A 14794-nucleotide genomic window follows, 5' to 3' on the forward strand; every position below is an offset into this window, starting at 1 on the left:
GCGCAGCCGCATGTTCGCAAGCGGCTCGATCCTACAGGCTTGCTATCGGCTAACGTTCATGAACATAAGTACCCGGCGCCGCCTCGGCCGCTGGATACGCCTTGTTGCCGAGAATGCTCGGCGTCTTTTTCAGTTTGCCCGAACGCTCCGCCTGCCAGGCCTGCCAGTGCAGCCACCAGGAGTCGGTATGCTTGGTCGAGTTTTCCTGCCAGGCGTCGGCGCTGACCGGCATCTCTTCGCTGGTCATGTAGCGCGACTTGGGGTTGCCCGGCGGGTTGAGGATGCTCTGGATATGCCCGCTGCTGGAGAGGACGAATTCGACCTTGCCGCCGAACAGCTGGGCCGACTTGTAGCAGGACTTCCACGGGGTGATGTGGTCGTTGGTGCCGGCCAGGGAGAAGATGTCGGCGGTGACCTGCTTCAGGTCGATCGGTGTGCCGCACACTTCCAGTGCGTTGGGGCGGATCAGCGGATTGTTTTTGAACATTTCGATCAGGTCGCCGTGGAAGGCCGCGGGCAACCGGGTGGTGTCGTTGTTCCAGAACAGGATGTCGAACACCGGCGGCTCGTTGCCCAGCAGGTAGTTGTTCACCCAGTAGTTCCAGATCAAGTCGTTGGGCCGCATCCAGGCGAAGACCTTGGCCATGTCGCGGCCTTCCAGCACGCCGGCCTGATAGGAGTGACGCTTGGCGGCCTCCAGGGTCTGTTCGTCGACGAACAGCGCCACCTGGGTATCGAGGGTGGTATCGAGCACGCTGACCAGCAGGGTCAGGGCATTGACCTTCTTCTCGCCCAGGGCTGCGTAGTGCCCCAGCAGTGCGGTGCAGGTGATGCCGCCGGAGCAGGCACCGAGCATGTTCACGTCCTTGCTGCCGGTGATGGCGGTGACCACGTCGACCGCTTCTTTCAGCGCTTCGATGTAGGTCGACAGGCCCCACTCGCGCTGCGCCTTGGTCGGGTTGCGCCAACTGACGATAAAGGTCTGCAAGCCGTTGCGCAGGCAGAAGCGCGCCAGGCTCTTGTCCGGGCTGAGGTCGAAGACATAGAACTTGTTGATCTGTGGCGGCACCACCAGCAGCGGGCGCTCGTGCACCTGTTCGGTCACCGGGCGGTACTGGATCAGTTCCAGCACGTCGTTGCGAAACACCACTGCGCCTTCACTGGTGCCCAGGTTCTTGCCGATCTCGAAGGCGTCCATGTTGACCTGGCTCGGCATGCCGCCGTTGTGCACCAGGTCCTTGGCCAGATGGGAGAGGCCATCGAGCAGGCTTTTACCGCCGGTTTCGAAGAAGCGTTTGACCGCCGCGGGGTTGGCGGCGGTGTTGGTCGGCGCCATGGCTTCGGTCATCAGGTTGATGACGAAGTGGCCGCGACTGATGTCCTGTTCGGAAAGGTTGCTCTGGCCGATCCAGTCGTGAAGCTCCTTGCGCCACGCCAGGTAGGTTTGCAGATAACGCTTGTACAGTGGGTTCTGGCTCCAGGCCGGATCGTTGAAGCGACGGTCATCGCTCTCCGGTTGCAGCGTCGATTTTCCGAACATCACGTTCTTCAATTCGACGCCGAAATGGGCCACATGTTTAGCGCTGTGCAGCGGTTGTCTGATGGCCTGGGTCAGCACCATACGAGCAGAGGTAAGCAGATCTTTCCGACGTAAACCGATGACAGGATTCAGGCCCAGAGTGTTTTCCGAGGCTTGGCGTTTCAGGTCATCGTTATTCTTGTTACTCATCTACGACGCTCCATTGTCCTGAGACGAGTACCGGACCTGCTGTGTAGTCACACAGCAAAAATGCCAGGTACTACTGCTCGGGTGACCGTTGATTCTGCATTACTGCTTTTTTGTTCAGAGAACACTGCAGGGAACTTGCCAGCTCCATTGGTTACCCGAGTTTAATTTTTTTCGCAAGCAGGCCAATCGTTGGCCATGCAGCCCAGCATTCAAACAGATGAATCTAGAAAATGCCCTCTAAAGCTTCAGAGGTCTGATCTAGAGCATCAGCTTGACGATAGACTCATTTGGATCGCGGGACTTTCCGGCTGCTTGAAGTTCGGCAAGATAATCCTTCCACAGATCGTCCTGACGCACCGCCAACTGGTACAGGTAGTCCCAGGTGAACAGGCCGCTGTCATGCCCGTCGTCGAAGGTCAATTTCAGTGCGTACTGACCGGCCGGTTCGACCTTGGTCAGGCCGACGCCGATCTTGCCAAATTGCAGGATGGGTTTGCCGTGGCCCTGGACCTCGGCGGAGGGGGAGTGCACCCGCAGGAATTCGGCGGGCAGGTGATAGACCTCGTCTGGCGCGTAGGTCAGCGTCAGGGTCTTCGAGGCTTTGTGCAGGTTGATGGCGGTGGGAAGTCTGGTCATGGAGGCAGCTTAAAGCTGCAAGCCGCAAGCTACAAGATGACGGCGGTCAACTTGCAGCTTGAAGCTTATGGCTTGCCGCTTAGAGGATGTAACGGGACAGGTCTTCGTTCTGCGCCAATTCGCCCAGGTGGCTGTTGACGTAGGCGGCGTCGATGCGGATCGGCTCTTCGTTGTGGGCGCTGGCCAGGTCGCCGGCGCTGAACGACACCTCTTCGAGCAAGCGCTCGAGCAGGGTGTGCAGGCGACGGGCACCGATGTTCTCGGTCTTCTCGTTGACCTGCCAGGCGATCTCCGCCAGGCGCTTGATACCGTCCGCCTGGAACTCGATGACCAAGCCTTCGGTTTTCAGCAGCTCGCGGTATTGCTCGGTCAGGGAGGCGTGAGGCTCGCTGAGAATCCGCTCGAAGTCTTCCGGCGACAGTGCCTTGAGCTCGACGCGGATCGGCAGGCGGCCTTGCAGCTCGGGCACCAGGTCGCTTGGCTTGCTCAGGTGGAACGCGCCGGAAGCGATGAACAGGATGTGGTCGGTCTTGACCATGCCCAGCTTGGTGTTGACGGTGCAGCCTTCGATCAGTGGCAGCAGGTCGCGCTGGACGCCTTCGCGGGATACGTCGACGCCACCGGAGTTACCGCGCTTGGCAACCTTGTCGATTTCGTCGATGAACACGATGCCGTGCTGCTCGACCGCTTCCAGGGCCTTGGCCTTGAGTTCTTCATCGTTGACCAGGCGGCTGGCTTCTTCGTCGCGGATCAGCTTGAGCGCGTCCTTGATCTTGAGCTTGCGGTTCTTGCGCTGGCCCTTGCCCATGTTGGCGAAGAGGCTCTGCAACTGGTTGGTCATCTCTTCCATGCCCGGTGGCGCGGAAATGTCGACGCCGCTGACTTCAGCCACTTCGATCTCGATTTCCTTGTCGTCCAGCTGGCCTTCGCGCAGGCGCTTGCGGAACAGCTGGCGGGTGTTGGAGTCCTGGGCCGGGGCGGCGTCCTCGTTGCTGAAGCCCATGCGTGCCGGCGGCAGCAGGGCATCGAGGATGCGTTCTTCGGCGGCGTCTTCGGCGCGGTGGCGCACGCGGGTCATTTCCTGTTCGCGGAACAGTTTGATCGCGGCATCGGCCAGGTCGCGGATGATCGATTCAACGTCGCGGCCGACATAACCGACTTCGGTGAACTTGGTCGCTTCGACCTTGATGAACGGAGCGTTGGCCAGCTTGGCCAGGCGCCGGGCGATCTCGGTCTTGCCGACGCCGGTCGGGCCGATCATCAGGATGTTCTTCGGGGTCACTTCGACACGCAGCTCTTCAGGCAGCTGCATGCGGCGCCAGCGGTTACGCAGCGCGATGGCGACGGCGCGCTTGGCATCGTCCTGGCCGATGATATGGCGGTTGAGTTCGTGGACGATTTCGCGGGGAGTCATGGGCATAGTAATTGGCGGTCCTCAAGCAAGAATGAATGCCGTGGCGCGATGGCCGAAACAGGCTTATTCCGCGAGATCCTGCTCCTCAATGGTCTGGGTGTGGTTGGTGAATACGCAGATGTCGCCGGCGATGCCCAAGGCGGTTTCGACGATTTCGCGGGCCGACAGGTCGGTTTTCTTCAGCAGGGCGCTGGCCGCGGCCTGGGCATAGGCGCCGCCGGAGCCCATGGCGATCAGGCCGTCTTCCGGCTCGACCACGTCACCGTTGCCGGTGATGATCAAGGAGGCGTCCTTGTTGGCGACCGCGAGCATGGCTTCGAGGCGGCTGAGGGAGCGATCGGTACGCCATTCCTTGGCCAGTTCGACGGCGGCGCGTACCAGATGTCCCTGATGCTTCTCAAGCTGGCCTTCGAAGCGTTCGAACAGGGTGAAGGCGTCAGCGGTGGCCCCGGCAAAGCCGGCGATGACCTGGCCGTGATACAGGCGGCGAACTTTTTTCGCGTTGCCTTTCATCACGGTGTTGCCGAGGGAAACCTGGCCGTCGCCGCCCATGACGACTTTGCCGTGGCGGCGGACTGAAACGATGGTGGTCAAGGGGAGAGTCTCCACGCTGCGGGGCGAAAATGCCCTGATGGGAACTCATATGGGGGTGACGCGGGGTTTTTCAACTGCGGCGGGGGTTGTGGGACGAGCGGTATTTCTTGGCGGGAGAGTGGAAGCCGGGGGAGGACGCCATCGCGGGCAAGTCCGCTCCTGCAGGGGATGCGGAGCGGACTTGCTCGCGATCAGCCGCTTTAGCGGCTCTGGCGCTGTTGTAACAGCAGGTTGCTGAAGCCGGCGCCGGCCAATTGCTTCTGCGCGGTGGTCAGCTGTTCGCGGTTGCTGAACGGGCCGACCAGTACGCGGTACCAGGTCTCGTCCTTGACGGTGCCGGACTCGACGGACACCGATTGCCCCAGCAGGATGATCTGCGCGCGGACCTTGTCGGCATCGGTCTGCTTGCGGAACGATCCGGCCTGCAGGAAGAACCTGGTCACCGGCGCGGCCTTCGCCACCTGCGCCACCGGTGGTGCGGGCGGCGGGGTGATGCCGGCCAGGGCCGCCTGGGCCCGCGCGGTATCGATCTTCGCCGCTTCCGCCGGGGTCACAGGCGTGGTTGGAACCACCGGCGCGGTCTGCGGTGTTGGCAGGGTTTTTTCCGGCACGGCTTCCGGCGGCACTATCACTTCCGATTCCGGCAGCAGGGTGTAGAAGTCGTATTTCGGCTTCACCGGTTGCTGCGGGCTCGGCGGGGTCTTGTTGGCCTCGGCGATCTTGGTGGTTTTCTGTTGCTCCAGCCGCTCGCGCTTGACGCTGTCACCGCCCTTGCCTGGCTCCAGCTTCATCAGGAACACGATGAAGGCGCCCACGGCCAGGCCGATGGCCATCCACAACCAACCCGGAATCGGTTGCTTCGCAGGAGCTTGGTAACGGCTGGCGCCACGCTTGGGTGCAGGTTTTTTCTTGGCAGCCAACTTACATTTGCTCCAGAACTTTCAGGCCCAGCAATTCCAGACCTTGCTTGAGGGTACGACGGGTCAGCTCGGTGAGGCGCAAGCGGCTCTGCATCTGCGTCGGCGATTCGGCACTGAGGATCGGGCAGTTTTCGTAGAAGCTGGAGAACAGCCCGGCCACGTCGTACAGGTAAGTGCACAGGATGTGCGGCGTACCCTTGTCGGCCACGCCGTTCAGCACTTCGCCGAACTGCGCCAGCTTGGCCGCCAGTTCCAGCTCATGGACGGCTTCGAGGGTGATCTGCCCCTGTACTTCGCTGAAGTCCTTGCCCAGCTTGCGGAACACACCGGCGGCGCGGGTGTAGGCGTACAGCAGGTAAGGCGCGGTGTTGCCTTCGAAGTTCAGCATCAGGTCGAAGTTGAAGCTGTAGTCGCTGGTGCGGTGCTTGGACAGGTCGGCGTATTTCACCGAGTCGATGCCCACCACCTTGGCGATGTTGCGCAGATCGGCCTCGGCCAGCTCCGGGTTCTTTTCCTTGACCAGGCTGTAGGCGCGCTCTTCGGCTTCGGTCAGCAGGTCGATCAGCTTCACGGTGCCGCCGTCGCGGGTCTTGAACGGACGGCCGTCGGCGCCGTTCATGGTGCCGAAGCCCATGTGCTCCATGTCCATCGGGTGGGTCACGAAGCCGGCCTTGCGGGCCACCGCGAACACTTGCTGGAAGTGCAGGGCCTGGCGCTGGTCGACGAAGTACAGCGCGCGGTCGGCCTTGAGCTTGCCGCTGCGGTAGCGCACGGCGGCCAGGTCGGTGGTGGCGTATAGGTAGCCGCCGTCGGCCTTGACGATGATCACCGGCAGCGGCTCGCCTTCGGCGTTCTTGAACTCGTCGAGGAACACGCACTGGGCGCCGTTGCTCTCGACCAGCATACCCTTGGCCTTGAGATCGTTGACCACGTTGATCAGGTCGTCGTTGTAGGCGCTTTCGCCCATCACGTCGGCCATGGTCAGCTTGACGTTCAGCAGTTCGTAGATCTTCTGGCAGTGGGACAGGGAGATGTCCTTGAACTTGGTCCACAGTTCCAGGCAGTCCGCGTCACCGGCCTGCAGCTTGACCACCAGGCCGCGGGCACGGTCGGCGAACTCTTCGGATTCGTCGAAGCGCTGCTTGGCGGCGCGATAGAAGTTCTCCAGGTCCGACAGCTCGTCGCTAGTGATCGGGTTTTCCTGCAGGTAGGCCATCAGCATGCCGAACTGGGTACCCCAGTCGCCCACATGGTTCTGGCGGATCACGGTATCGCCGAGAAACTCCAGGACCCGCGCCACGCCGTCGCCAATGATGGTCGAGCGCAGGTGGCCGACGTGCATCTCTTTGGCCAGGTTCGGTGCCGACAGGTCGACCACGGTGCGTTGCAACGCGCCGGCCTTGCGCACGCCGAGGTGGGCGTCGGCGAGGGCGGCATCCAGGCGGGTGGCCAGGGCCTGGGTGTTCTGGAAGAAGTTGATGAAGCCGGGGCCAGCGATCTCGGCCTTGCTGACCTGTTCGTCGGTGGGCAGGGCGGCGATGATCTTTTCCGCCAGGTCGCGTGGTTTCATGCCGGCCGGCTTGGCCAGCATCATGGCGATGTTGCTGGCGAAGTCGCCGTGGGTCTTGTCGCGGGAGTTTTCTACCTGGATCGCCGGCGTCAGGCCTTCTGGCAACACACCTTCGGTGACGAGTTGGGTGATGGCTTGCTGGATGAGCTGGCGAATGGTGTCTTTCATGGTCTTCTCTTTCAACCGCTGGCGCGGCGGCGCTTCGATGCGCAGGTGGAAAAACTGGGCATTATCCGTTGCGAAGACGGGCTTGCCAACTATAGCCGGCTGTGCGGTGGCTATTCGGGCCTTATCGCGGGCAAGTCGGATCGCCGCTCGCTCCTACAGAGGTGTGCTTGCCCAAGATGGCGGTTTTTCTATCAATACAGGTCCACAGGGTCAACATCCAGCGACCAGCGTACCTGGCGCCCGCTGGGCATCTGTTCCAGCACCAGCAGCCAGTGACTCAACAGCTTGTGCAGCGGCGCCCGGGCATTGGCCTGTAACAGCAGTTGCGCGCGATAACGCCCGGCGCGGCGCTCCATGGGCGCCGGTACCGGCCCCAGCAATTCGATACCGCCCAGGTTCATCTCGGCCAGCAAGCGCTCGGCCTCGCCGCAGGCTTCGTCGAGGAAGCCTTCGGCCTGTCCCGGCTTGTGCGCCTCGGCGCGCAGCAGCGCCAGATGGGCGAACGGCGGCAGGCCGGCGGCGCGACGTTCGCTCAAGGCCTGTTCGGCAAAGGCGAAGTAACCCTGCTCGGTCAGTTGCACCAGCAGCGGATGGTCGGCCAGGTGGGTCTGGATGATCACCTTGCCCGGCTCTTCGGCCCGTCCGGCCCGCCCGGCGACCTGGACGATCAGCTGCGCCATGCGTTCACTGGCGCGGAAGTCGCCGGAGAACAGGCCGCCGTCGGCATCGAGGATCGAGACCAGGGTTACCCGCGGGAAGTGGTGTCCCTTGGCGAGCATCTGGGTGCCAACGAGGATGCAGGGCTGGCCCTTCTGGATGGTGGCGAACAACTGGTTCATCGCGTCCTTGCGCGAGGTGCTGTCGCGATCGACCCGCAGCACCGGGTAGTCCGGGAACAGGATTGCCAGCCGCTCCTCGGCGCGCTCGGTGCCGGCGCCGACCGGGCGCAGGTCGACCTTGCCGCATTTCGGGCAATGCCGCGGCACGCGCTCGGAGTGACCGCAGTGGTGGCAGCGCAGTTCGCCGTAGCGCTGGTGCACGGTCATCCGCGCGTCGCAGCGTTCGCACTCGGACATCCAGCCGCAGTCGTGGCACAGCAGGGTCGGCGCAAAACCACGGCGATTGAGGAACACCAGCACCTGCTGGCCTGCTGCCAGGGTCTGGCCGATGGCTTGTTGCATGGGGCCGGAAATGCCGCTGTCCAGCGGCCGGCTCTTCACATCCAGGCGCAGGAAGCGCGGCTGCTTGGCGCCGCCGGCTCGCTCGTTCAGCCGCAACAGGCCATAACGGCCGGTGTAGGCGTTGTGCAGGCTTTCCATCGACGGGGTGGCGGAGCCCAGCACGATGGGGATGTTTTCCTGGCGGGCGCGGACCAGGGCCAGGTCGCGGGCGTGGTAGCGCAGGCCTTCCTGCTGTTTATAGGAGCCGTCGTGTTCTTCATCGATGATGATCAGCCCGGGGTTCTTCATCGGCGTGAACAGCGCCGAGCGGGTGCCGATAATAATGTCGGCCTCGCCGTCGCGGGCCGCCAGCCAGGCATCCAGGCGCTCGCGGTCGTTGACCGCCGAGTGCAGCAGGGCGATGCGGGCGTTGAAACGTTGTTCGAAGCGCGCCAGGGTCTGCGGGCCGAGGTTGATTTCCGGGATCAGCACCAGCGCCTGCTTGCCGGCTTCCAGGGTTTCGCGGATCAGCTGCAGATAGACTTCGGTCTTGCCGCTGCCGGTGACCCCGGCCAGCAGGAAGGCGTGATAGCTGTCGAAGCCGGAGCGGATGGCCTCATAGGCGGCGCGCTGTTCGCTGTTGAACGGCAGTTCCGGCTGGGCCAGCCAATGTTCATGGCGTTCGCCCGGGGCGTGCCGGCGGACTTCCACCTGCACCAGCTCCTTGGCCAGCAACAGGTCCAGGCTGTCCTTGCTCAGCATCAGCTTGCTCAGTAACTGGTGGGCGACGCCGTGAGGGTGCTGGGCCAGGGTCGCCAGGGCTTCGCGCTGGCGTGGGGCGCGGGCGATGCGTGGGTCGTCGAGACTGGCGCCGGGGCTGACCGACCAGAAGCGTTCCTGCCGGGCCTCGGCCGGCTCGCCCTGGCGCAGCAGGACCGGCAGCGCCCAGCTCAGGGTGTCGCCGAGGCTGTGCTGGTAGTACTGCGCGGTCCACAGGCACAGCTTGAACAGCGCGGGCGGCAGCGGCGGGGTGGCGTCCAGCAGGGCCAGTGCCGGTTTGAGTTTCTCGGCCGGGACTTCGCTGCTGTCCGTGACCTCGACCAGGATGCCGATCATTTCCCGGCGACCGAACGGCACTCGCAGGCGCATGCCCGGATGCAGCTGGGTGCGCAGTACGCCGGCAGGGGCCCGGTAATCGAACAGGCGGCGCAGGGGGGAGGGCAGGGCGAGGCGCAAAATGGCGTCGGGCACGCGGGGAAATCTCATTGAACGGGCGGTGAAGAAGGCCCGGAGCCTAGCAGACGGTCGGTGCAAGGGACAGCTTGCGTGATCGCAAAGGTCTGGTAGAATCCGCGGCCTAATTACGTGCGGTATTCAACAATAGTGTTGGGTGGCGGCACGCTAGCCTGAGGAAGACACCATGAAAGCCGATATCCATCCAGAATACCCAGCAGTTGCCGTAACCTGCAGCTGCGGCAACAAGTTCGAAACTCGTTCGACCTTCGCTAAGCCGCTGGCGATCGACGTTTGCAACGAATGCCACCCGTTCTACACCGGTAAGCAGAAGACTCTGGATACCGGCGGCCGCGTTCAGAAGTTCGCCGACCGTTTCGGCGCTTTCGGCGCGAAAAAGGCCTAAGGCTGATCGGTCTGGAAAGCTGTTTCAGCTTCTCCTCGCTGATGAAAAAGGCGTCCCTTGCGGGCGCCTTTTTTGTGTCCGCGATTTGGCTCTCCAGCGCCCAGGCGTTCTGCCCGGCGCCGGTCGGGCTGGCCTCTGTGCAGGTCCAGCGGGTGGTCGATGGCGACACCTTGCGTCTCGTCGATGGCCGCAGCGTGCGCATGATCGGCCTCAATGCGCCGGAATTGGGCAAGAAAGGCCGCACCGACGAGCCCTTCGCGGTTGCCGCCCGCCAGCGCCTGCAGGCGTTGGTGAAGGCCAGCAACGGTCGGGTCGGCCTGCTTCCCGGTCGGGAAAGCAGGGATCACTATGGGCGGACCCTGGCCCATGTCTATGGTGCCGATGGCGCCAACCTTGAGGCGCAATTGCTTGCCGAAGGCCTGGGCTACCAGGTGGCGGTCGCGCCGAACGTCGATTTGTTCAGCTGCCAGCAAGCCGCCGAGCGTAGCGCCCGGCAGTCCCGGCTGGGGCTGTGGCGGCAATCCTCTGTACTGAAAGCGGATCAGATAAAGGCCTCCGGATTTGCGCTGCTCAGTGGTCGGGTGAGCAAGGTGCAACGCAATCGGGGCGGTGTCTGGATCGAATTGCAGGATTCGGTTGTATTGCGCATTGCACCCAATCTGCTTGGCCAATTCGCTGGCGTGCAGCTGGACCGCCTGCCGGGGCGGCAGATCGAGGCGCGCGGCTGGGTGCTCGACCGTTCACGCAAGGGTGGTTTGAAATCGGGTCAGGCGCGCTGGATGTTGCCGTTGACCCATCCCGGAATGTTCCAGCTGGTTCAATAAATAAAAAATTGTAGACATTTTTTATTTCGATTGTGAACAGTCTATCCCTTGTGTTCCGTGGCTCTTGGCCCAAAGTCGTAGCCTGCGGGCCTTGACAGGGGTGACTGACCAGTCTTGTAGGGACTTTGCGACACGCGTATCCTCGGCGGTCCGTCTGTCCAACAGTAAAAAGCGGAATGCCCACATGTCTGATCTGAAAACTGCCGCTCTCGAATATCACGCCAATCCCCGTCCAGGGAAACTGAGTGTCGAGCTCACCAAGGCCACCGCTACCGCCCGCGACCTGTCGCTGGCCTACAGCCCCGGCGTAGCCGAACCAGTACGCGAAATCGCCCGCGACCCTGAACTGGCCTACAAATACACCGGCAAGGGCAACCTGGTTGCAGTCATTTCCGATGGCACCGCGATTCTCGGCCTGGGTAACCTCGGCCCGCTGGCTTCCAAACCAGTGATGGAAGGCAAGGGCGTGCTGTTCAAGCGCTTCGCCGGCATCGACGTATTCGACATTGAAGTCGACTCCGAAAGCCCGCAAGCCTTCATCGACACCGTCAAGCGCATCTCCATCACCTTCGGTGGCATCAACCTGGAAGACATCAAGGCGCCAGAGTGCTTCGAGATCGAGCGCGCGCTGATCGAGCAGTGCGACATTCCGGTATTCCACGATGACCAGCACGGCACCGCTATCGTGACCGCGGCCGGCATGATCAACGCCCTGGAAATCGCTGGCAAAACCCTGTCGGACGCGAAGATCGTCTGCCTGGGCGCTGGTGCCGCCGCCATCTCCTGCATGAAGCTGCTGGTGAGCATGGGCGCCCAGATCGAAAACATCTTCATGGTCGACCGTACCGGCGTGATCCACTCCGAGCGCGACGACCTGAACCAGTACAAGGCGGTCTTCGCCCACACAACCGACAAGCGCACCCTGGCTGACGCCCTCAAAGGTGCCGACGTGTTCGTTGGCTTGTCCGGCCCGAACCTGTTGAGCGCCGAAGGCCTGAGCTCCATGGCTGCCAACCCGATCGTGTTCGCCTGCTCGAACCCTGATCCGGAAATCGCCCCGGAACTGGCGCACGCCACCCGTAGCGACGTGATCATGGCCACCGGCCGTTCGGACTACCCGAACCAGGTCAACAACGTGCTGGGCTTCCCGTTCATCTTCCGTGGTGCTCTGGACGTTCGCGCCAAGCGCATCAACGAAGAAATGAAAGTAGCCGCGGCCAACGCCCTGCGCGAACTGGCCAAGCTGCCGGTGCCTCAGGAAGTGTGCGACGCCTACGGCGGCATCAAGCTGGAATTCGGTCGTGAGTACATCATTCCGAAGCCTATGGATGCCCGTCTGATTACCGTGATCTCCGATGCCGTGGCCAAGGCTGCGATCGAGACTGGCGTGGCGACCCTGCCATATCCGAAGAACTACCCGCTCAAAAGCGTGGATGACGTGTTCAACGGCTAATAGCAGCCCATAAAAAAACCCGGCCTTCGAGCCGGGTTTTTTTATGGGGAAGTTTCAAGCCTCAAGCTGCAAGAGAAAGGCGGTGCCGCTCTGCTCTTTCTTGCTGCTTGAAGCTTGCAGCTGCTCTCTAGAACAGATCGATCGGCGCCGACTCGTCCGCCGGCAGCGGGCTGCCAGGGGCGTAGCCATTGCCCAGTTCGTTGACCGAAGGCGGCGTGTCTTCGCTCTTGAACAGTTCGAAGTAGGCGTTCGGTGTGCCCGGTGTCGCGGCGCGGCCGCTGACCGGGTCGACCCGCAGGCTGAGAATGCCTTCCGGCTCGGCCTGGGTATGGGCCGGCTTGTCTTTGAGGGCGGCGCCCATGTAGTTCATCCAGATCGGCAGGGCCACGGTGCCGCCGTACTCGCGGCGTCCCAGGCTTTCCGGCTGGTCGAAACCGGTCCAGACCGTGGTCACGTAGTCGGCGTTGTAGCCGGAGAACCAGGCATCCTTGGATTCGTTGGTGGTCCCGGTCTTGCCGGCCAGGTCGGTGCGGCCCAGGGCCAGGGCGCGCCGCCCGGTGCCGAGCTTGATCACGTCTTCCAGCATGCTGTTGAGGATGTAGGTGGTGCGGCCATCGATGATGCGTTCGGCCACCGCGGGTGCCTGTACAGGGGTCTGGCTCGGGGTTTCGCCAGGGACGTTGTCCACCGTGAAGCCCTGCTGCGCCGGTGCCGCTATCCCGCTGCTGGCCGTGTCGCCAGCCGGTACGCTCGGCGGGTTGGCGGTGAACAGGGTTTCGCCGTTGCGGCTTTCGATCTTGTCGATGATGTACGGCGTGACCTTGTAGCCGCCGTTGGCGAACACGCTCCAGCCGGTGGCGATCTCCATCGGGGTCAGGGTCGCTGTGCCCAGGGCCAGCGACAGGTTGCGCGGCAGGTCCTGTTTGTTGAAGCCGAACTTGCTGATGTAGTCGATGGTGCGGTCCACGCCCAGGCTCTGCAGGAGGCGGATCGAAACCAGGTTGCGCGACTTGTACAGCGCTTCGCGCATGCGGATCGGGCCGAGGAAGGTGTTGGTGTCGTTTTTCGGACGCCAGACCTTGTCCAGGTACTCGTCGACGAACACGATCGGCGCATCGTTCACCAGGCTGGCGGCGGTGTAGCCATTGTCCAGCGCGGCGCTATAGACGAACGGCTTGAAGCTGGAACCGGGTTGGCGCTTGGCCTGCAGCGCCCGGTTGTAGTTGCTCTGCTCGAAGGCGAAGCCGCCCACCAGCGAGCGAATGGCGCCGTTTTGCGGATCGAGGGACACCAGTGCGCCCTGAACGACCGGGATCTGGCGGAACTTGAGCGAGTTGTCTGCCTGGCGCTGCACGCGAATCAGGTCGCCGACCTGGGCGACATCGCTCGGCTGCTTGGGAGCGGCGCCCATGCTGTTGGTGTTCAGGAACGGGCGCGCCCATTTCATGCTGTCCCAACCTACGTGCTCTTCGCCGGTGCGGGTCAGTACCTGCAGGCCGTTCTTGTCGACCTGGGTGACGATCGCCGGTTCCAGGCCGCTGATGCTGCGTTGCTTGGTCAGTTCCTGGGCCCAGGCGGCGTGGGTCTTGCCGGGCAGGCGCGACTCGGGGCCGCGATAGCCATGGCGCTGGTCGTAGGTGATCAGGCCTTCATGGACGGCGGTGTTGGCCAGTTCCTGCAGGTCGCTCGGTACCGTGGTGGTGACGCGGAAACCTTCGGTATAGGCGTCGCTGCCGTAACGACCGACCATCTCGGCGCGGGCCATCTCGGCGATGTACGGTGCGTTCACTTCCGGCGTCGGCACGTGATAGCTGGCGTTCAGCGGCTCGTTGATCGCCGCGGTGTAGTCCGCCTCGCTGATCTTGCCGAGCTTGTACATCCGCCCGAGGATCCAGTCGCGGCGCTCTTTACTGCGCGCCGGGTTGGCCAGCGGGTTGAAGCGCGACGGTGCCTTGGGCAGGCCGGCGATCATCGCCATCTGCGCCAGGCTGACATCGCGAATCGACTTGCCGTAATACACCTGGGCCGCGGCCTCGATGCCATAGGCGCGGTTACCCAGGTAGATCTTGTTGACGTACAGCTCGAGGATCTCGTCCTTGGTCAGTTGGCGCTCGATTTGCAGGGCCAGGAGGATCTCGGTGGTCTTGCGCGAGAAGCTGCGTTCGCTGCTCAGGAAGAAGTTCTTCGCCACCTGCATGGTGATGGTGCTGCCGCCGGACTGGATGTGCCCGCTCTTGACCAGCTGGGTCGCGGCACGCATCAGGCTGCTGGGATCGACGCCGTAGTGGTTGGCGAAATTATCGTCTTCAGCACTTAGTAACGCATTAATGAAGTTGGGGGGAATGTCGGCGAAACGGATTGGAGTGCGGCGCATTTCGCCGAATTCTGCAATCAACTTGCCGTCGCTGCTGTACACCCGCAGGGGAATCTGCAACTGGATACTTCTGAGCGCCTCTACCGACGGTAACCCAGGACTAAGATAGAGAAACGCGCCGGAGAGAGCGAGGAGCAGCCCGCAGAACACAGCGACGATGGACCACCCGAAAAACTTCAGCAGACGAATCAAGGCTTTTGGATTTCCAGAGAAAGGAATGAATTGGGCGTCAGGTATTCACAGTCAGGAATCGGCTCACGCAGCAGATAAATCGCGGAAAAATCGCTGGGCATTATAAGCATTTTTCCGCCAA

Annotated in this window: 11 protein-coding genes; 3 read left to right on the forward strand and 8 right to left on the reverse strand. The window is 62.7% G+C overall.

All coding sequences use genetic code 11. The features are described 5' to 3' along the window. Nucleotides 1-49: 49 nt before the first annotated feature. From phaC to C4K27_RS02205, 7 genes are all read right to left on the reverse strand, one after another. Entirely contained in the window at nt 50-1729 is a 1680-nt protein-coding gene (gene phaC / locus C4K27_RS02175; protein ID WP_053259351.1) for a class II poly(R)-hydroxyalkanoic acid synthase, read from the reverse strand. 258 nt (nt 1730-1987) lie between these two features. After that, nucleotides 1988-2365 (reverse strand): gamma-butyrobetaine hydroxylase family protein, encoded by a 378-nt coding sequence (locus C4K27_RS02180; RefSeq protein WP_007925870.1) that lies wholly within the window; start codon nt 2363-2365, stop codon nt 1988-1990. Nucleotides 2366-2444: 79 nt separating this feature from the next. Next, a complete protein-coding gene (hslU, locus tag C4K27_RS02185) occupies nt 2445-3785 on the reverse strand; it encodes an ATP-dependent protease ATPase subunit HslU (RefSeq protein WP_007925868.1) in 1341 nt (446 codons plus the stop codon). A gap of 57 nt (nt 3786-3842) precedes the next feature. After that, entirely contained in the window at nt 3843-4373 is a 531-nt protein-coding gene (gene hslV, locus C4K27_RS02190; protein WP_003186641.1) for an ATP-dependent protease subunit HslV, read from the reverse strand. A 200-nt stretch (nt 4374-4573) separates the two neighbouring features. Next, on the reverse strand, nt 4574-5293 hold the full coding sequence (locus C4K27_RS02195; protein ID WP_007925864.1) for an SPOR domain-containing protein: 720 nt from the start codon (nt 5291-5293) through the stop codon (nt 4574-4576). A gap of 1 nt (nt 5294) precedes the next feature. After that, entirely contained in the window at nt 5295-7031 is a 1737-nt protein-coding gene (gene argS, locus C4K27_RS02200) for an arginine--tRNA ligase (protein ID WP_053259352.1), read from the reverse strand. Between the two features lie 191 nt (nt 7032-7222). Further along, nucleotides 7223-9442 carry a primosomal protein N' gene (locus C4K27_RS02205; protein ID WP_053259353.1) on the reverse strand — a complete coding sequence of 740 codons (2220 nt, stop codon included), beginning with the start codon at nt 9440-9442 and terminating at the stop codon, nt 7223-7225. A 169-nt stretch (nt 9443-9611) separates the two neighbouring features. Between C4K27_RS02205 and rpmE the strand changes: the two genes are divergently transcribed. The 3 genes from rpmE (at nt 9612) to C4K27_RS02220 (ending at nt 12107) form a co-directional block, all read left to right on the forward strand. Continuing rightward, nucleotides 9612-9830, forward strand: a complete 219-nt coding sequence (gene rpmE / locus C4K27_RS02210; protein ID WP_007925855.1) for a 50S ribosomal protein L31 — start codon at nt 9612-9614, stop codon at nt 9828-9830. A gap of 41 nt (nt 9831-9871) precedes the next feature. Further along, on the forward strand, nt 9872-10654 hold the full coding sequence (locus C4K27_RS02215; protein WP_053259354.1) for a thermonuclease family protein: 783 nt from the start codon (nt 9872-9874) through the stop codon (nt 10652-10654). 184 nt (nt 10655-10838) lie between these two features. Continuing rightward, a complete protein-coding gene (locus C4K27_RS02220; protein WP_007925851.1) occupies nt 10839-12107 on the forward strand; it encodes a malic enzyme-like NAD(P)-binding protein in 1269 nt (422 codons plus the stop codon). A 127-nt stretch (nt 12108-12234) separates the two neighbouring features. On the opposite strand, the gene C4K27_RS02225 is transcribed toward C4K27_RS02220, so the two are convergent. Beyond that, nucleotides 12235-14670, reverse strand: coding sequence for a penicillin-binding protein 1A (locus tag C4K27_RS02225; protein ID WP_164523775.1), 2436 nt, complete (start codon nt 14668-14670; stop codon nt 12235-12237). Between the last annotated feature and the right edge of the window lie 124 nt (nt 14671-14794).

The organism is Pseudomonas chlororaphis subsp. chlororaphis, assembly GCF_003945765.1.
In the GTDB taxonomy this organism is placed as follows: Bacteria; Pseudomonadota; Gammaproteobacteria; order Pseudomonadales; family Pseudomonadaceae; genus Aquipseudomonas; species Aquipseudomonas chlororaphis.

Excerpts from the sequence above, each read along its gene's own strand:
- phaC (WP_053259351.1), bottom strand. The coding sequence starts at position 1,729 with ATGAGTAACAAGAATAACGATGACCTGAAACGCCAAGCCTCGGAAAAC.
- C4K27_RS02180 (WP_007925870.1), bottom strand. The coding sequence starts at position 2,365 with ATGACCAGACTTCCCACCGCCATCAACCTGCACAAAGCCTCGAAGACC.
- hslU (WP_007925868.1), bottom strand. The coding sequence starts at position 3,785 with ATGCCCATGACTCCCCGCGAAATCGTCCACGAACTCAACCGCCATATC.
- argS (WP_053259352.1), bottom strand. The coding sequence starts at position 7,031 with ATGAAAGACACCATTCGCCAGCTCATCCAGCAAGCCATCACCCAACTC.
- rpmE (WP_007925855.1), top strand. The coding sequence starts at position 9,612 with ATGAAAGCCGATATCCATCCAGAATACCCAGCAGTTGCCGTAACCTGC.
- C4K27_RS02215 (WP_053259354.1), top strand. The coding sequence starts at position 9,872 with ATGAAAAAGGCGTCCCTTGCGGGCGCCTTTTTTGTGTCCGCGATTTGG.
- C4K27_RS02220 (WP_007925851.1), top strand. The coding sequence starts at position 10,839 with ATGTCTGATCTGAAAACTGCCGCTCTCGAATATCACGCCAATCCCCGT.